Here is a 16699-nt window from a genome sequence, read left to right as displayed (position 1 = left end):
CGATCTGGAGAATCCGGGCAGATGACGCGTTGATCGACGTACGCTCGCCCTAGCAAATCGCGCAGGGGGTTCGACCATCAATCCGGAGGCTTGATCACGCATGCCATATACCCCGGTATATCAGGTGATTGATAAGGCCGTACGCCGCCCCTCGCCCTTGTCCAGGGAAGGCGGACGACCGGTTCTGGTGTTCACGGGCGACATGCAACTGGCCGAGCAGGCGGTCGAAAAGGCGCGGCACTTCGACCGGCGGGCGCCGCATGCGGAGATCGATGCGGAAGCGACCGGCTTCTCCGACGTCACGGCGATCGTGGAGCGGCTGACGGGCGTTGACGGCCTCCTGGCGCGCTGGGTCAAGGGCACGCTGCTCCCGCCTCTCCGCTTCCCGCTGACCCGATTCGTCCTTTGGGCTTGGGGCGAGCGCAACCTCCAAGTTCCCGGAGCCGGGAGTCCGCCCAACCCCGTGGTCGTGCGCAACGCCTACCAGCGATCTCTGGCTGAATGGCGGAGGAAGGAGGCGTTCACGGGACCGGCGCTGCGGCGCTGGGCTGACTACGTGAGCAGGACCATGACCACCTGGCTACCGGCCTCCGGGCTGGTCGCGTTCGGGCTGCAGAATCTCATGGACCGCGTCAGCCTGGTGCTCTGGTTAGTCAGCCCGGCCGTGGCCGTCATCTGCGCCCTGCTACACGCCGCGCTGTTGATCCGCGGCCTGATCTTCTATCGCTGGTTTCGCAAGGCGCCTTTTCTGAGGCGCCTGGAGGGCGAAGACCTCATCGATTACGCGATGCGCTTCGCTGACCCCGGCCGGGACGAGGCCGAGCGGCAAGAGGCGGTTGAGAGGCTGATGGTCACCGCGCTGCTCGAGGACCTCCGCCAGGCTTACCGACGTCGCGTGATTCCCTGGCCCGGCTGGGGCCGCCACACCTATCCCGTGGTAAGGATCAAGAACGCCGACCTCGGCAGGGCGGGCCGCCGCTTCATGGAACTGGTTGACATGGTCAGGGTCAGCACGGGGCAGCGAGGCCCGCTGCTGCTGGTCGTCTCTACGTCGGAGCCGCCGACCGTGCACCGCGCCGAACTCGACACCAGCGGCACGGCGGGTCCGGTCGAGCTCTACCGCACATGGCAGGAAACCATGCGCAGGGTCAGGCCGAGCCCATACCTCGTGATCAAGCTGGAAAAGGACGGCCCCCAGCCGGGGACCGACAGTAGCGCAAGGTTGTTTCCCATTCGCCCCCTGGCCTTCTGGGCAGTGGTGCTGATACTGATAGGCGCGCCGATTACCGCGACCTTGGCGGCCACCGTGGATTGCGGTACCGAACTGCACAGGGTGGCCGAGCAGTGCGTGGGCCTGGGGCCACTGGACAAGATGGCGCCGCACCCGTTCGTACAGCCGGCACTGAACCGGATAGAGGAGCAGAACGGCCAGATTCCGTTCGACTCCAAGGTGTTCACGATCGCCTACCTCGGCCCGCTGACGACGCAGCCCGGCGCGGCTTTCAAGGACGGCCAGATGACGGCGGTGGCGGGCGAGCTGGCCGGGATAGGCGCATATCAGGCCAGTTACAACAGGAGCAAGTCCGACTGGAAGATGAAGGTCGTATTCGCCAACACCGGCCAGGACTTTCTCAGCGCCGAGCTCGCGGCTACCGGCGTCGGGGAACGTGCGCGGGAAGACTCGTCGCTGGCGGCCGCCGTGGGGTTCGCCTGGAGCCGCGAGGAGGTCAGACAGGCGGTGGAGGTGCTGACGAAGGCGAACGTTCCGATGGTCAGCACGGTCTCCACGGTGGACAAGATCGCGAATGTGGTGGCAGGCCGTCCGTCGGCCTACCTGTTCCGGCTGGCCGTCGTGGACAGCCTGCAGATGAAGGCCACGGTGCACTGGCTTGACACACTCGCGCTCGCCAAGGGGATGGGAGCACGGCCCAAGGTGGCCGTCGTCTGGCAGCAGCAGCCAGGTGAGCTCTACAGCCAGGACCTCAAGGATCTGTTCTGGAAGGAGTACGGAGCGGAGAAGACGGAGCACGCTTTCGCCGACAACGCCTCACTCCAGAACGCGGTGAAGGAAGCCTGCGCGTCGGGCGCGAAGGTGATCTACTACACGGGCAGGGCCGACTTCCTGAGCAGCCTCAAGCTCGCGTGGGGGGCCTCATGCGAAAAACAAGGGATCAGACTGCTCGCATCGGACGACGTCACCGGTTCCGTCGCCAATGACGTGCGATCCAACCCGGACAAACACGATGTGAGCATGTCCTTCGTATCACTGACTGACGTCCGTGACACTTCGCTCAACCAGGGCCAGAAGACCTTGCAGCAATGGGCGGCTGCAACGTCATCCCACATCTCCTTCGCCCACGCCGCCTTCGGCTATGACGCGGCCCAGGCCGTCGCGATCGCGCTCAACGCCTACCTCACACAGAGCGGTACCGGCGACATCCGCAGCGGCGTGCACTACAACCTGCGTGGACAGGAGTTCGACGGCGCGAGCGGCAAGGTCTCCTTCTCCGCCCACGCCAGCAACCACGACGCCCAGGGCCGCGAGGTATGGCTCATGACCGTCGAGTCAGGCAGGCCGATCCGGGCGGCATTGGTTTGCCGGCCCACCGCTGAAGCCGCCAACTGCAAACCGACCGAGTCGTAACGCGCGTACGCAGACACTTGAACAGGAGCGGGTGCGCAGTGGTGCGACACGAAGTCGCCACACCAGCCGGCCGACGGTCCGGCCGTGCCGCTGTGGCGGCTCCCGCTACCGCTGCGCCTCCGGCCGGGCGACGAACCGCGACGATCCGGAGAACCACCGCCCGGCGAACAGCACCACGCACGAAATCCAGTAAACGGTGGCGTACCAGGGCGGCTCCTCGGGGCCGACGAGGGTGGCCCCGCCGCGTTCGAAGTCGAAGGGCGAGACCAGGGAGGTGAAGACGAGCACCAGGAGGTACGGCGGAGCCGTCGCCAGCGCCAGCATGCGCCCCGCCCGCGAACCCCGCAGAACGAGCACCGTCATGACCACCGCCGGGCCGAGCGCCGGCAGGAAGAACAACCCCTCGGTGCGGATGATGTGGCTGACGGTGACCGAGGTGTCGCGCGGGAACGAGACGACTCGTAGCACGAAGAGGATCACCCCGGTGGCGACCGACAGGTCGAGCAGCGCGGCGGCCACGTGGCGCGATTTCGCTGATCCCATGGGCCTTGCATACCAGCCCACGGGGCGCAGCGTCCGCCGTCGTACTCAGGCAGGGACAGGGAGACGCCGCCGTCTGTGCGGCCGGACGACGCCTTCGCCCACCCGCGTTCGGCCGGGTGTCTCTCCCGCTTCCTCGCGAGGTACGTCTTGAGGACCTGGGCGAGTATGTGGCCTGGCTGCGCCGTCCGCCCGGGATGCGCGAGGGGAACATCGCGCCGTTGCCCTCGGTGGAGCACCACTGCACCGAGGCGACGGCGAACCTGGAACTGTCCGCGCTATCGGCGTTCTCCTGGCACGCCGCTCGCCAGGGGGTCGACCTGGGCGATTTGCTGATCACTTGGCAGCCGGCGGGCGACGGAGCACGATCTGGAAACCGTTCTTGCCTCACATCAGCAAGGGCGGGCTCCAACCGCGCAGCACGATCAGCCTCAAGGCGGCGCGCGAGCTGCCGCGGGTGCTCACGGTCGTCGAGGTGCGGACGATCCCGGACGCGTGCGACCGGTTGCGCGACCGCTTCCTGTTCGCGCTGCTCTACGAAAGCGGGATCCGCATCGCAGAGGCGCCTACGACCTGGTGCGACGGCTGTGCCGGCAAGACCGGGACCGCCCTTGACCCGCACTGGTATCGGCTCACCGCGGCGACGCGCCTGCTGATGGCGTCTCGATCGAGGTGGTCTCCCGAGTCATCGGCCACGCCGACATCTCCACCACATCTGTGACGACCTCGTCCCTGCGAACCCGTCTCCAGCCCGTCTTCCCGGCCGACCCGCAAAGCCTCGACAAGCTGGGCCGCTGCCCAGACTCCATCGTCAGACGTGGTACCGAATGACCCCCTCCCAGCCACCACGTGCTGCCTGCGTCACAGAAGACACGATGGTGTAACCCATCTGCACGAAATTCACCGTCTCGATGGTCCTGAGCATGTCGATCTGCAACTTGTTTGTCCCGACACCCGTACTCCATGTGCAATTGGAGACACACGGCATCACGAGGGTTTTCGCTCCCGCGCCAGAGCCGGCTGCGGCCAGGACGGGCTGTGCCGCGACGGCTGCTGACGGCACGAGCGCTGTACCGACGAGGCCGGCGAGACTCAACGCGAGCCCAGCGACGATTCGTTTGTACACGGCGCATCCTTTCGTTCGAGAGGGCATCCCTATGGTGCCCACCGGGATAGATCGGACTTTATTGGCGGAATGAACGCTGCTCCAGGTCAGCCACGGGGCATTCACCGGTCTTGTGGGGGCGGCCGGCGGTCGCCGCGGGCGGACAGATGCCGGACCGCTTGGCGGTTGGTGCGTTCCGCAAGAGAGTCGCGCAGTCCTGCCCGGCCCAGGATGCGCGGCAATGGCCGTGCAGACCGGTGACGAAGACGCGGGCGGCCGTTCGTCTCCTCGGCGCCGATGTCTACGCGCATGATGTTCGCCTTCGGCGATCGTGGGGCCGAAGCGGGTCTGAGCCGAGGCTGCGCCCCCCACAAGGGGCAAGCCCTCACTTTTGACCGCAGTTCGCCACCGACTAAACTCTTAGTGACGGTGATGGACCCCACCGGGGCGGCCAAGCCGCCCGAACCGCCTCCGGGCTGATGGTTCCTGGCACAAGTCAGGACCTCGCATGGAGAGGCGATGAGGAAGATGACCACCGTCCACCTGTCTCCCCCACCCGATGAGCGTCCTCATGGGGAGGCCATCAACGATCACACCGTGGTTCGGCTGCGCTGTTCCATGATCGTGTTCCGCGGCGACAGGATCCTGCTGATCAGACGCGTGCGCGACGGGCGGCCCGAATGGGTGCTGCCCGGCGGCGACCCGCACCCCGGGGAAGGACTGGCCGCCTGCGCCCGCCGCGAGACCGTCGAGGAGAGCGGCCTGCGGGCCGAACCGACGCGGTGCGCGTTCGCCTTCGAGACCATCGCGCCCGCAGGCACGAACCGGACGATCGACATCGTCTTCCTCGCCGAGCACGCCACCGGCGAACCGGTGGGCAGCGAGCCAGCTCTGCGGCCGCAGTTCGTCCCGGTCACGCTGCTCAGCCGGTTGCCGCTGCGCCCGCCGATCGGTGGATACCTGCGCGGCCTGCATGATCGCACGCTGCCGCCGACGATCCCGTTCCTGGGCAACCTCTGGCGTCCAGGCCCCGTACCGGAGTTCCGGCCGCCGAACTCCGTCCAGACGGCCGACCTTCCCCGGCCTGGACAAGACGTCACGTGACGACGCCGCAGGGCTCCAAGAGACAGCGAGGTCAACCTGCGCCATGAGCCGCCACGTAGGCGCTGAAGGCCGTTGAAGGCAGGGCTGTCTCGGGTGACGTCAAGTAGTCAGGCATGTCGGGAAAGTAGGGTTTCCGGGTACTTGCCACACGGATATTCAGGGGTCTTCCGGCATTGTGCTGCCTCGTTTCTCCCGGCCTGAGCGTGCGGTGGCTGCCGACGGGCCGGTGTGGTGGCTGGTGGTCGCCAAGGGAGCAATCAACGCCCCACCTAACCCAGCACTCCGGCAGGCCGCTGACCAGCGAGAACGTGCTGCGGGATAAAATTGGGTCCACCCCGCACCGCCGGGCCCGCGCCAGGGCCCCGCCCACGGAGGTGAGCGCGTCATGGTGTTCGACCAGACAGATCTACGCGAGCTGGCGGCCTTCGGCGACGAAGTCGGTGTGCTGTCGCTCTACACCACGATGGAGCCGGGCACGCAAGCCGGGCGCACCCGGCTGCGCAGCGAGATCGCCGCGCTGCGCCAGGAGCTGTCCGCGGACCCCGACCACGAGCGGGCCAGGCTCGCGGGCCTCCGCCTCGACCTGCTGGAGCCGCGGATCGACGAGCTGCTCGACCCGGCCGGTCCCGGTCTCGGGCGCGCCCTGTTCGCGCAGGTGGCCGGTGACGAGGTCCGTACCGAGTGGGTTCAGCTCCCGGTGGGCGACCTCGCCACCTTCAGGGAGCACGCCTATCTGCTGCCGCTCGTCACCGCCGTTCAGGCCGACAGGCCCGCCGGGGTGGTCAGGGTGGGGCGTGACGGCGTACGGCTGTTCGACTGCCGGTACGGCCTGACCGACGAGCTGGAGCCGGTCAACTTCAGGCTGGCGACCGCGGGCGGGTCCGCCAAGGGGCCGGCGACGCTGCCCGGCCTCTCGCGGAGCGGCATCCACCCCGACCGCTTCGACCAGCGCGTCGAGGAACACCTGGCCAGGTTCCTGCGCGAGTCGGCCCCGCAGGTGGCAGCGGAGTCCCGGCGGCTGGGCTGGGAGACGCTGCTGCTGGTGGGCGACCCCCGCGACACCTCGGTGCTGAGCGAAGCGCTGCCCGCCGGCACGGAGATCATCCAGATGGACGCCGTGCTCGATCCCGCCCTGTCGCCGTCGGAGGTGCTGGCGTTCGTCCGTCCCACCCTCGACGAGGTGCGGGCCCGGCGTGACGCCGCCCTGGCCGTGCATGCCCGGGACCTGGCCCTGTCGGGCGGCAACGGCGCGGTCGGCCTCGACGACATCCTCTCCCTGCTGCGGCAGGGCCGGGTCGAGCACCTGCTGCTCGACGACGCCGGCGGGTGGAAGGCCGCGCCGCCCAAGCCCGTCGCCCCCGAGGAACTGGAGGAGGAGATGATCGAGCTCGCCCTCGAGCACGGAGGTGAGGTCACCGTGCTGGAGAGCAGGGCGGCGGGCGAGCTGGCCGAGGCGGGCGGAGTGGCGGCGATGCTGCGCTGGTGAGCGGTCGTCGCGATCGCGAGGCACCATCGGGCGGCGGGCCGCCGCGCTCCGAGGCAAGGATGGTCACAGCGCGGCGGCCGGTGGCGAGTTCGGGCATGAACGTGTAGATCGTGGACCGGCTGACGTTCAGCAGCCGTCGCGGGAGGTGATGATTCCCCTTGCGTTCGCCACGCGTTTTCCGACGTTCTGGTGACCCGCCGGCGGGTCGTGAAGAGGGCCCCGGCCAAAGCGAACATTCGATTCTCAACATGGTCAACAAGGCGCCCTGACCTCAGGAGCGGTCAGGCCGGGTCGGGTGCGCAGGCGGCTTCGGGCGATCGTCATGACCATCACCAGGAAGCACTCGACGCGTCGGCCGCTACAAGCCACGAACGCGACCACCGACCAGGCCCGGGAACGGAACAGCGTGCTGCGGGAGCAGTTGGCGTGCTGGTGGGCTCGGCAAGATGGTGGAGTCCACGCTGACCTGCCAGCCGATCAGCCCGGCCGCATCCGCTCGGGTCTGCAGCTTGGTGATGAGCTGCGCCCAGACGCCCTCGTCCGACCGAGTCCGGCAGCAGCGGCTCCAGCACTGCCCACTGTGCATCCGTCGGATCCCCGCGACCCACACAGTGATCATCTCAAGTAGAGATCACTAAGGAAACACGCCTTAGAGGTGCGATGCCGAAACCGTGACATGGGGGACGTGCTCTTCCGAAGTCCACCGTACCGCGCGGCGCGCTGTGGCAAACTCGCGTCACCGCAGCTCTCTCGTGACACGGGGTGGCCCATATGAAATGTGGATATCGCCGTATATGCCGTGCATCGCTGATATGGCTGCTTATTCCGGCAATGCTGGTCGGTTGCGACCGCAAGAACAGAGACACGGCGTCCCACCAGCCGAGCACCTCTCAGCACGAGATCACATCGAGCGCCGAACCTAACGACAGCTCCGGCGACGACGAGCCCGGGATCACCATCGAGGTCCCGATCGAGGTCCCGATCGAGGTGGGCGGCGACTCGGACAACAACGAGCAGGACAGCGGATCCGAGCAGAACTCCGAAGCGGAAGAACCGGAACACGACCCCACCGAGGACGCGTTCCGATCCGTCAGCGCGGGCGATTGCCTGCCCATCTACCGCACCGGCTACGGCGACGACTGGAGTCAGCCGAAGCCACCCGAACCGGTCTCCTGCCGCGGCAACTATGCCGGTCTCTTCTATGTCACCCAAACCGGAGGCAGCGGCCTGATCTGCCCCAACGGCCTCGCCGAGGACTCATGGCGCTACTCCTCCGCCATGTCGAGACAGACCACGACACTCTGCCTCAGGCGGATCTGGGTGAAGAATTACTGCGTCCTCGCGGTTGATTCCGGGAACCAGAACCTGTCTTTCGGCCTGTCGACCGCCGTGGGCTGCAACGCCGACCGCGTGCCCAAGTCCTACAACCGGATCATGGTCGTCTCGGACGTCTACCGGGCCCCGCCGGACGCCCACGCCGACCACTGCAAGAAGAACCAGTACGACAACAGCGTGTACTGGATGGTCCTGGTGTCCGGCGGCGAAGACATGGTCTGTTTCACTGACCCGAACACCTGACAGAACTGCCTGGCCTTAGCAATGTCCTGAAGATCTTGGTGAATGAGTCGCTCACCCTGTTGCTAAGGGGCGATCGGGGTGAGTGTACGGGTGCCGTTGGTGTGGGTGAGTCCGAGGTTGACCAGCGGCGGAGGTTGAGAGCGGCGGCGCGGTGGTGGGGCCAGCGGTCGTTGGCGGCGGTCCCGAGGGCGGCGGTTGCCGTGGGCGACCAGCCAGGCCACCGCGCGTTCGCCCATGGGCCGCGAGCGGCGGTGATCGGCTTGCCAGGCGGGGTCGGTGCCGGCTTGGCGGCGGGCGGAGGCCCGCAGGTCGTGGTGCGGGCGAATGGTCCGCATGCGGCCGGTCGTGGCGGTGGTGCAGCGATCGCGCAGCGGGCAGGCGCCGCATAAGCCGGTGAAGGTGGCGCGGCGTTGCTGGCAGCGGCCCCCGCTCGGCGGCGAGCAGGTCAGGGGTGACGGCGGCCTCGTGGTGGGCGGCTCCGGCGCCGGGCCGCAGGGCGACGGCCGGAGCAGACGAAGGTGGCCTTGCGGCCGAGCAGGTCGCCGAGCTTGCCCCAGATCGGGGTGGTGGCCGCGGCGGCGAGCATGTACGCGGTGACCACCCCCTGAAGTTGGTCGAGATCCCCGAGATCGCCGGCGATGGTGGGCAGCGCGGTGCCGACGATCAGGCCGTCGAGCATGGCCAGGAACATGCCGGTCAGCAGCTCGAAGACGCCCAGGCGTGTCGTGACGGCTCAGATCGTGTAGGGGCGGGCGGCCCTGGCGTCGCGCAGCGCGTGCGCCCACCAGGCGAGCCGGTCCAGCATGACCTTGGCGGCGGCGTCGGCGGCCGGGTCGAGGGCCTTGCCGTCGCCGTCGAACTGCGCCCACGGATGTTGCAGTCCGACGGTGTCACGCAGGGTGACGGCGTGCAGCTCGGCCAGGACGAGCCGGAGCTGCTCGACCGCGCGCAGCCCGGCGGAGAAGGCGCCGTAGGAGACGAAGGCGACGGGCTTGGCCTGCCATTCGACGCCGTGCCAATCGATGGCGTTCTTCAGCGCGGCCGGGAAGCTGTGGTTGTACTCGGGCGTCACGATGACGAAGGCGTCGGCCGCCGCCAGGCGCGGCGAGACGGCCGCCAGCAGATCTCTGTCCGCCTGGGAGGCGGGCGGCCGGCCGAGCATGGGCAAGACGGTCGGCAGCGGCGTCTCGGCCAGGTCGACCAGGTCGGCGCTCATGTCGTCACGCTGCTGGAGGTGGTCGAGCAGCCAGTTCGCCACGGAGGGTCCGAAGCGTCCCTCACGGGTGCTGCCGAGAATAACGGCGATCTCAAGCACTTGTGGCCCTTCTGTGTACACTGTATCGAGCGGATACAACGTACACATGGAAGTGTACGTTGTCTACTTTCGGTACGTTGTATCGCAGGTGAGGAGAAGGGACGATGGCATGGCCACCGACAAGAGCGCACCACTGTGGGAGCGGCTGGAACGGCCCGCACCGGCCCCCCGCCAGACGTTGTCTGCGCAGCGCATCGCCTCGGCCGCCGTCGCGGTAGCCGACGCCGAGGGCCTGGAGGCGATCACCATGCGCCGCCTGGCCACAGAACTGAGCGTCGCCCCCATGGCGCCCTACCGCTACGTGTCAGGCAAGGACGACCTGCTGGAACTCATGGTCGACCACGTCTACGCAGGCATGCGCCTGCCCGCCGGCCTCGGCTGGCGAGAGAGCCTGCACGCCCTGGCCATGGGCACCCGTGAGCTGATGCTGGAGCACCGGTGGCTGGCCCAGCTTCCGCCGCAGACCAAGCTCGCCCTGACCCCCAGCCGCATGGCCGTGGCCGAGCAGACCCTGACGGCGCTCGACGGCCTCGGCCTGGACCCCGACACCATGATGGGCATCTTCCGCAGCGTGGACGCCTACGTACACGGCGCCATGAGTCACGACAGCGCCGTCGAGGCTTTCATGAGCGCGCAGAGCCTGTCCACCAACGACGAACTACGCACCGAACTCGCCCCCCTCATGGCCTGGCACATGCGCACCGGTCGTTACCCCACCTACCAGCACTACCTGCGCACCGCCACCCGAAAGGACGACAGGCAAGGGCAGTTCGACCTCGGCCTCAACTGTCTCCTCGACGGCATCGCCGCCCGCGTGACCATCTGAGGGCGCCCCTTGAAGGTCATGCGGGTAGCGAACGACTCAGCACCATGCGTCGAGACGGACGACAGGTTGTCGCCCTGCGACGATTCACGATGCAGGCGGATCTGGCGCTCTTCCCGGTCAGCTCGAAGTGGCCGGGCACGTAACAGCACTGACGCCCTGTCCCCGACCGAACCTTGACCGGCGATCACTGGCCTGGGTTCGCTGCCGCCTGCTTGGCTGAGGTTGATCCACGTGTCAGAGCTTGATGCCCTTGATCACGGCGGCCAGTTCTGGCGCCAGGGGCCGGCTGGCCATCACGGTCACGACGACGCCCTGACGATGCACCCAGCCGACGTACCGGCCGTGCCCCAGCGCGCCGTCGCCCTCCATGCTGAGAACCTTCCTGCCGCCCAGCTTCACGACCTGCGGGTCGTTCGCGAACCTGCCCTCAGTGACGGGCAGTTTCGTCAGGGACGCCGGCTTGTCGGCCTTCGGCCAGCACACCACCCGCACCCACAGGCTCCGGTGCCTGCGGTCCACGCTGTCGCGGTCGTCGGACCAGCGGTAGCCGTACTCGGTGACGCCATCGTGTTCGGCGGCCACGACCTGGCCGTAGACGAAGCCTTTGGGGAGGTGCTGGACGCGGACCCCCTTGAGGGCCTTCGCACCATGAGCCGGCTTGTCGGTCTTCGTCTCCTTCAGCTCCGCCTGGGACGGTGCCGGACAGGCCGGGGTGGCGGCCTGAGCCGGGGCGGGGACGGCGATCAAGGTCGCGGCTGCGGCGAACGCGGTAAGGATCTTCATGCTGAGCTTGGATGCGGCAGACGGCTCAGAAGTTCAGTACGACTTGTCGGCGTCCTCCCCCGCCTGAAGGACGGGGGCTCCGCCGCGACTTCCTCGCCAGGAAGGAGGAGTCGCCATGAGCTGTCATGATGCGAACTTTGTCCGGGCCGGGCGCATCGAATCACGCGTACTCACTGACGGCGATCCCGGCAAGAGACAGCGGTGGAACCCACGGACCGGCGAGCGCACGCGGCTTGCCGCCGCCGGCGCGGTGGCCGGCGCGGACCGCACATGGCTGGCGACGCCGCGGGCCCAGACGGTACGCCTGACCAACCTGAAGGACGGGTCCGTCCTGGACATCGGCCTCAAAGACGGCGCCGGCCCGCAAGGAGCCTGGAACGCAGGCACGGTGACGGTCAGCGGGGACGGGAAGCTGCTCGCCTCGATCACCGACGACGAGGTTCAGTTCCGGCGAATGGCCGACGCGCAACTTCTCACCACGGTGCCGCTGCTGAGCAACGCGGACATTGGCGGTGAGCAGCCCCAGGGCGCCTTCGAGCGCCGGACGTTCCGCTACCTCATCGAGGACCGGGTCTTCTCCATTGACCTCTGACCTCTCCATCTCCCCGGCGAACTCCTCGATCAACTTCGGCAGGCTCGGCCCGGGCGGCCAGGTCTCGCTGATCCAGACGGGCGACCGGACCCAGCTACGCGACGTGCGCGACGGCAAGGCGGTGGGCTTGCTAGCAATATTCGTTGGGACTGTTCGACAGGGCGACCGTAGGGTGCAGCCATGGACTGGCAGACCTGGCACGACGAGTACGACCTTGACAACTCCGTCCTGGCGCGGCGACTGCAGGTCGTCCAGGACCAGCTTCGGCTGGCTTTGGACGCTCGCCCGCCTGGTCGGCTGAAGGTGATCAGCTTGTGCTCGGGGCAAGGCCGGGACCTTCTCGGCGCGATAGTCGATCATCCCCGTCGTGGCGATGTCCGGGCGCGTATGGTCGAACTGGACCCGCGCAACACCGCGATTGCCCAGGCTGCGGCCGCAGCCGCCGGACTGGACCAAGTCGAGGTGGTGACGGCAGACGCTGCGCTCACCGACCACTACCAGGACATGGTGCCAGCCGACATCGTGCTGGCTTGCGGAATATTCGGCAACATCACCGACGAGGACATCGAGCGCACGATCGGCTTCTGCCCACAGCTATGCGCCACCGGTGCCACCATCATCTGGACGCGGCACCGCAGCGCGCCAGACCGAGTCCCGCGGATCTGCACCTGGTTCGAGGACCGAGGATTCGACCGGACGTGGCTCTCCGACCCGCAGGCGGGTTTCGGCGTAGGGGTGCATCGCTTCACGGGCCGGCCCCAGCCGCTGGCTCTCGGCGAGCGCATGTTCCACTTCGTCGGCTACGACGTACTCAAGGACACCAGCCCCCGGGCTTGACCCTTGTCCGCCTGCGGACTCGGGGACTGCGTCCCCGAACCCTGCATGGCGTGAGCATCGCCTGCCCAGCGGGCGCGCGAGCTCATGTCGAGCGGGCAGGCGATGCTCACGCACTGAACGACGGGCTGACCGCGGTCAGCCGTGAAGGGAGTGCTGGGCCTCAGTCTGAGCGAGCCGGTAGGAACGAGTGCCGGTGTCGATGATGGCGGCGTTGAAGGTGAGACGGTCGACGATCGCAGCGCAGAGGCGCGGCTCTGCGCAGGTCTTGGTCCAGCCGGCGAAGGACTCGTTGGAGGCGATGGCGACGCTGGCGCGTTCTTCTCGTTCGGTGAGGACCTGGAACAGGAGGTTGGCGCCGCGTTCGTCGAGTTTCAGGTAGCCGAGTTCGTCCAGGCAGAGCAGGTCGTAGCGGCCGTAGCGGGCGATGGTTTGCCCAGGACGAGTTCGTTGACCAGGGATGCGGCCAGGATGTACTTGACTCGGTAGCCGGCCATGGCGGCTTCGGCGCCCAGGGCGATGAGCAGGTGGGACTTGCCTTCCATACCGCGGCACCTGCCGCTGAGGGCGCACCGTGGGCCTCGCGCGTGATCGGCCCCGCCGAGTTGGTCACACTATGCTGCCTGGTCGGGCCAAGGCGGCGGACGGCCTCGATGGATCTCGAAGGCCGATGCGATGGAGGACGATCAGGGGCTGGGCCGTCCCTCCTGCTGTGGATGTGGGTCGGCCCGCTGGTTGCTTGCTGCGGGTCGGGGGAGGTTGCGTTGGCTGATGAGGGTCAGTACCAGCGCGATGGTGATGAGGGCCAGGCCGGCGGAGCTGTAGAGCACGGCCGAGGCGCCGGAGGCGATGGCGTCGCCGAGGAGGGCCTCGATGGTGGCGCGGGTGGCGGCGGGGGCGAGGTCCAGGACGTGCTGGATGTCGCCGTCGGCGGCGGCGGAGAGGACGGCCTCGCGCGCTGCGGCGGGCAGGGGTGACGCGGTGGCGATGACGTCGGCGATGCGGGCGGTGTAGACGGCGCCGAGGACGGCGGTGCCGATGCCGGCGCCGATGGAGGCCAGGCTGGTGATCGTGCCGGCGACCATCCCGGCCCGCTCTGTGTCGGTGACGTTCATCGCGACGGCCATCACCGGTGCGCCGGCGATGCCGCCGCCGACGCCCCAGATGAGCAGGGGGACGATCAGGAGCCACGGGGAGACAGCCGGGGTGAAGGCCGGCGCCAGCAGCGCGGCGCCGGCCGCTTTGCAGGCGTAGCCGACGGCGATGACGTGGCCGGGAGCGTATCGGCTCAGGAGTTTGCCGCCGAGCATGCCCGCCGCCATCTGGGCGAGGAAGACGGGGGTGAGCAGCAGGCCGCTTTGGGTGGGGTTCAGGTGCATCGATCCCTGGAAGAACTGCACGAAGTAGACCGTGCCGCCGATGGTCAGGACGCGGGAGATGAAGATCCCCAGGGCGGCGCCGGTGAAGGCGGGCTTGCGGAACAGGGCGAGGTCCAGGGTGGGGGCGCCGGTCCGGGATTGGAGGAGGAGGAAGACGGCGAACAGGACGGTGGCGATCGTGAGCTGCGTCAAGGTCGCCGCCGATCCCCAGCCCTGGTCTTCGCCGCGTAGCAGGGCCAGGTTGGCCAGGGCGAGTGCGCCGATCAGCAGGGTGGTGCCCGCCCAGTCGGTGCGGCCGTGCCGGGCTCCCCGTCGATCCCGGGTGGTGACGTCGGCGGGAAGGGTTCGCAGGCACATCACGAAGGCCGCGGCGCCGATCGGGACGTTGATCAGGAAGATCGCACGCCAGCCGAGCGTGTCGACGAGGATGCCGCCCAGCAGCGGGGCGATCAGGCCGGCCGCGGTGGCAGCGCTGCCCCAGGTGGAGATGGCCATGTTGCGCCGTTCGCCGTCCAGTTGCCGGGAGAGCAGGGGAAGCGCGTTGACCATCAGGATGGCGCCACCGATCCCCTGGACGGCACGGGCGAGGTCGAGCACCACGGTGGTCGGCGCCGCGCCGCAGACGATGGATGCGGCGGTGAACAGGGCGATGCCGAGCAGGTACATGCGACGCCGGCCGATGCGGTCGGACAGGCTGCCGGCGACCTGGGTCACCGCGCCCATGGTGATCATGTAGCTGATGATCACCCACTGGATGCCGGCGAGGGTGCCGCGGAGGTCGGCCTGGATGGCGGGCAGGGCGATGGTCACGATGGTCATGTCGATCACGACCAGCGCGGTGCCGGCGATGACCAGGCCGAGGAGGGCGCGCCCGCGTACGGTCCCGGGCCGGCCGGCGGTCGGCGCGGTCATCGGGGACCTCCGGGGAGGTGCATTTTGGTAAGGCTCACCTAAGAAGGGTGCCGGGGCCGAACGCTAAAGTCAACGGTGTGTGAAGTTTAATGAGAGCTATGCTCAGACGGTGTCTCGTGATCCCGACAGGGCCACCGCCGGCGCGGAAACCGCCGACGCCAAAGGCTCCCGCCGCCGGCGGCCGCTCACACGCAAGGGCCGGCCGACCCTGACCAAGGACCACATCGCCCAGGCGATGCTCGACCTGGCCGGCGCGCGCGGCTTCCGGTCCGTGACCATGCGACTGCTCGCCGAGCATCTCGGCGTGACGGTACGAGCCCTGTACAACTACGTCGAGGACCGCGACGAGATCGTGGCCCGCGCGGTCGCGCTGTTCATCGAGCAATGGCCGGCGCCGCAGCCTGATCCCGAGCAGTGGGAGCGCAGCATCCGGGAGTACGGCGCCGCGCTGCGCGCGGTCTACCGGCGCCATCCACGCGCCCTGCTGGTGTCGCTGGACGAGCAGATCGACGGCTCCGCGATCCACCCGAATCGCCTGACCCACACCGATGCGTTCCTGGGCATGCTGCGTGCCATCGGGCTGAGCGTCGCCGACGCTCAGTTCGTGCACAGCGACCTGACACTGCGCGTCTTTGGATTCGTCCTGCTCGTGGACTACCGCCAGGACCAGGGCGAGCCGGTCATGGAACACACCCCGGTCCCGCCGCTCTGGCTGCGGGCACATCCCGCCCTGGCCGTTCCCCACCTGCGCGAAGCGGTCGCCGCCGCTCCCCTGATGAGCGTGGACGAAGCGTTCGAGCGCGTCATGGACGGGCTCATCGTCATCGTGCACAACCTGCTGGCCCCCGCGCGGCACCTCAGTCAATCGTGAGGTCCTCCCGCGTTCTTCCGTCGGCAGCGACGAGCCGACAGCCGCCGAGACGCCATGCCGGCCGTCCGCCAGAGCTCGCCTAGCGCGGCACCGGCGGTCCTGGCCAACCAGGATCATGGTGCGTGGCGGCTCCTCCCCAGAGGTGGTCCGGGTCCGGCAGGGCATCACGCGGCGGCTGGTTTCGACCGGGGCGAGAGCGGCGAGCATGCCCGCACCCCCGCAAAGGTGGGGGTTGCGGTCAGTCAGGATCCCCCGTGCCTCGCGCGGCTCGTCCCAACGGCTCGAACGTGCATCAGGCGCGGATCACCGCCACGGCCTCGACTTCGACCAGTTGATCGGTGTAGCCGAGCACGGTTACCCCGAGCAGCGTGCTCGGCGCGTCATGGTCCCCCATGTACTCGCGGTAGACCTCCCAGGCGGTGCTGAGGTCGGCTTGGCGGGAGGAGGCGACGTAGACGGTGCTTTTGGCGATGTCGGTCAGGGACGCGCCGGCGCCGTCGAGCGCGGTGACGAGGTTGCGCATCACCTGGTGGGTCTGGGCGGCGTAGTCGCCAGGGGCGACAGTCTTGCCGTCAAGGTCGAGGGGGCAGGCGCCGGCCACCCACACGCAGCGCACGGGGGTGTCGGCGACCGCGGCGTAGGCGTAGTCGACGGCTTGAGCGAGCCGATCGTCGCGAATCAGTCGGACAGCAGAATTACTAGGCATCCGCCTATAATCTACATGTGCTTA

At 68.3% G+C, this 16699-nt stretch carries 16 protein-coding genes and 2 pseudogenes; 9 read left to right on the top strand and 9 right to left on the bottom strand.

Annotation, left to right across the window (positions count from 1 at the left end):
• Positions 1 to 187: 187 nt before the first annotated feature.
• A complete protein-coding gene (locus FAF44_RS09375) occupies positions 188 to 2644 on the top strand; it encodes an ABC transporter substrate-binding protein (protein ID WP_237102655.1) in 2457 nt (818 codons plus the stop codon).
• Positions 2645 to 2749: 105 nt separating this feature from the next.
• On the opposite strand, the gene FAF44_RS09370 is transcribed toward FAF44_RS09375, so the two are convergent.
• A complete protein-coding gene (locus FAF44_RS09370) occupies positions 2750 to 3187 on the bottom strand; it encodes a hypothetical protein (RefSeq protein WP_237102654.1) in 438 nt (145 codons plus the stop codon).
• A 337-nt stretch (positions 3188 to 3524) separates the two neighbouring features.
• Here FAF44_RS09370 and FAF44_RS09365 point away from each other — a divergent pair, with 337 nt between their 5' ends.
• The gene (locus FAF44_RS09365) at positions 3525 to 3905 is read left to right on the top strand and encodes a hypothetical protein (RefSeq protein ID WP_237102653.1); all 381 of its coding nucleotides are present in this window, start codon (positions 3525 to 3527) and stop codon (positions 3903 to 3905) included.
• Between the two features lie 90 nt (positions 3906 to 3995).
• Here the strand turns inward: FAF44_RS09365 and FAF44_RS09360 are convergent, their stop codons facing one another.
• Positions 3996 to 4310, bottom strand: a complete 315-nt coding sequence (locus FAF44_RS09360; protein WP_237102652.1) for a hypothetical protein — start codon at positions 4308 to 4310, stop codon at positions 3996 to 3998.
• A gap of 498 nt (positions 4311 to 4808) precedes the next feature.
• Between FAF44_RS09360 and FAF44_RS09355 the strand changes: the two genes are divergently transcribed.
• The 3 genes from FAF44_RS09355 to FAF44_RS09345 all read left to right on the top strand — a co-directional run bounded on the left by FAF44_RS09355 (position 4809) and on the right by FAF44_RS09345 (position 8457).
• Positions 4809 to 5393 carry an NUDIX domain-containing protein gene (locus FAF44_RS09355; protein ID WP_237102651.1) on the top strand — a complete coding sequence of 195 codons (585 nt, stop codon included), beginning with the start codon at positions 4809 to 4811 and terminating at the stop codon, positions 5391 to 5393.
• Positions 5394 to 5778: 385 nt separating this feature from the next.
• Entirely contained in the window at positions 5779 to 6879 is a 1101-nt protein-coding gene (locus FAF44_RS09350) for a VLRF1 family aeRF1-type release factor (RefSeq protein WP_237102650.1), read from the top strand.
• Positions 6880 to 7710: 831 nt separating this feature from the next.
• Entirely contained in the window at positions 7711 to 8457 is a 747-nt protein-coding gene (locus FAF44_RS09345) for a hypothetical protein (RefSeq protein ID WP_237102649.1), read from the top strand.
• A 62-nt stretch (positions 8458 to 8519) separates the two neighbouring features.
• Here the strand turns inward: FAF44_RS09345 and FAF44_RS09340 are convergent, their stop codons facing one another.
• The 3 genes and pseudogenes from FAF44_RS09340 to FAF44_RS09330 form a co-directional block, all read right to left on the bottom strand.
• Positions 8520 to 8906 (bottom strand): transposase, encoded by a 387-nt coding sequence (locus tag FAF44_RS09340; protein ID WP_272894276.1) that lies wholly within the window; start codon positions 8904 to 8906, stop codon positions 8520 to 8522.
• Positions 8907 to 8971: 65 nt separating this feature from the next.
• Positions 8972 to 9148 (bottom strand): annotated as a pseudogene (locus tag FAF44_RS09335) (MFS transporter); the annotation flags it as partial.
• Between the two features lie 42 nt (positions 9149 to 9190).
• Positions 9191 to 9772: an NAD(P)H-dependent oxidoreductase gene (locus FAF44_RS09330; RefSeq protein ID WP_308193306.1), complete on the bottom strand. Its 582-nt coding sequence runs from the start codon at positions 9770 to 9772 to the stop codon at positions 9191 to 9193.
• A gap of 109 nt (positions 9773 to 9881) precedes the next feature.
• Here FAF44_RS09330 and FAF44_RS09325 point away from each other — a divergent pair, with 109 nt between their 5' ends.
• Positions 9882 to 10598: a TetR/AcrR family transcriptional regulator C-terminal domain-containing protein gene (locus tag FAF44_RS09325; protein WP_237102647.1), complete on the top strand. Its 717-nt coding sequence runs from the start codon at positions 9882 to 9884 to the stop codon at positions 10596 to 10598.
• 234 nt (positions 10599 to 10832) lie between these two features.
• Here FAF44_RS09325 and FAF44_RS09320 read toward each other — a convergent pair whose 3' ends face one another.
• Entirely contained in the window at positions 10833 to 11381 is a 549-nt protein-coding gene (locus FAF44_RS09320) for a hypothetical protein (protein WP_237102646.1), read from the bottom strand.
• 115 nt (positions 11382 to 11496) lie between these two features.
• Between FAF44_RS09320 and FAF44_RS09315 the strand changes: the two genes are divergently transcribed.
• Both FAF44_RS09315 and FAF44_RS09310 read left to right on the top strand, forming a co-directional pair.
• Complete coding sequence (locus FAF44_RS09315; protein ID WP_237102645.1) at positions 11497 to 11973, top strand: hypothetical protein; 477 nt, start codon at positions 11497 to 11499, stop codon at positions 11971 to 11973.
• Between the two features lie 180 nt (positions 11974 to 12153).
• Positions 12154 to 12810: an SAM-dependent methyltransferase gene (locus FAF44_RS09310; protein WP_237102644.1), complete on the top strand. Its 657-nt coding sequence runs from the start codon at positions 12154 to 12156 to the stop codon at positions 12808 to 12810.
• A 135-nt stretch (positions 12811 to 12945) separates the two neighbouring features.
• On the opposite strand, the pseudogene FAF44_RS09305 reads toward FAF44_RS09310, so the two are convergent.
• Together FAF44_RS09305 and FAF44_RS09300 are read right to left on the bottom strand one after the other, a co-directional pair.
• Positions 12946 to 13304 (bottom strand): annotated as a pseudogene (locus FAF44_RS09305) (ATP-binding protein).
• A gap of 189 nt (positions 13305 to 13493) precedes the next feature.
• On the bottom strand, positions 13494 to 15098 hold the full coding sequence (locus tag FAF44_RS09300; protein ID WP_237102643.1) for an MFS transporter: 1605 nt from the start codon (positions 15096 to 15098) through the stop codon (positions 13494 to 13496).
• A gap of 109 nt (positions 15099 to 15207) precedes the next feature.
• Between FAF44_RS09300 and FAF44_RS09295 the strand changes: the two genes are divergently transcribed.
• Complete coding sequence (locus tag FAF44_RS09295) at positions 15208 to 15969, top strand: TetR/AcrR family transcriptional regulator (RefSeq protein ID WP_237102642.1); 762 nt, start codon at positions 15208 to 15210, stop codon at positions 15967 to 15969.
• Positions 15970 to 16261: 292 nt separating this feature from the next.
• Here the strand turns inward: FAF44_RS09295 and FAF44_RS09290 are convergent, their stop codons facing one another.
• Entirely contained in the window at positions 16262 to 16675 is a 414-nt protein-coding gene (locus FAF44_RS09290; RefSeq protein ID WP_237102641.1) for a RidA family protein, read from the bottom strand.
• Between the last annotated feature and the right edge of the window lie 24 nt (positions 16676 to 16699).

The sequence above is a fragment of the Nonomuraea sp. MG754425 genome, assembly GCF_021699195.1.
GTDB lineage: Bacteria > Actinomycetota > Actinomycetes > Streptosporangiales > Streptosporangiaceae > Nonomuraea.
The sequence above is the reverse complement of the archived record's forward strand: the minus strand, read 5'-3'. Positions and strand labels throughout refer to the sequence as shown.

Coding starts and splice junctions, on each gene's coding strand:
- FAF44_RS09300 (WP_237102643.1), bottom strand. CDS start 15,098: ATGACCGCGCCGACCGCCGGCCGGCCCGGGACCGTACGCGGGCGCGCC.
- FAF44_RS09320 (WP_237102646.1), bottom strand. CDS start 11,381: ATGAAGATCCTTACCGCGTTCGCCGCAGCCGCGACCTTGATCGCCGTC.
- FAF44_RS09325 (WP_237102647.1), top strand. CDS start 9,882: ATGGCCACCGACAAGAGCGCACCACTGTGGGAGCGGCTGGAACGGCCC.
- FAF44_RS09315 (WP_237102645.1), top strand. CDS start 11,497: ATGAGCTGTCATGATGCGAACTTTGTCCGGGCCGGGCGCATCGAATCA.
- FAF44_RS09370 (WP_237102654.1), bottom strand. CDS start 3,187: ATGGGATCAGCGAAATCGCGCCACGTGGCCGCCGCGCTGCTCGACCTG.
- FAF44_RS09345 (WP_237102649.1), top strand. CDS start 7,711: ATGCTGGTCGGTTGCGACCGCAAGAACAGAGACACGGCGTCCCACCAG.
- FAF44_RS09355 (WP_237102651.1), top strand. CDS start 4,809: ATGAGGAAGATGACCACCGTCCACCTGTCTCCCCCACCCGATGAGCGT.
- FAF44_RS09310 (WP_237102644.1), top strand. CDS start 12,154: ATGGACTGGCAGACCTGGCACGACGAGTACGACCTTGACAACTCCGTC.
- FAF44_RS09290 (WP_237102641.1), bottom strand. CDS start 16,675: ATGCCTAGTAATTCTGCTGTCCGACTGATTCGCGACGATCGGCTCGCT.
- FAF44_RS09350 (WP_237102650.1), top strand. CDS start 5,779: ATGGTGTTCGACCAGACAGATCTACGCGAGCTGGCGGCCTTCGGCGAC.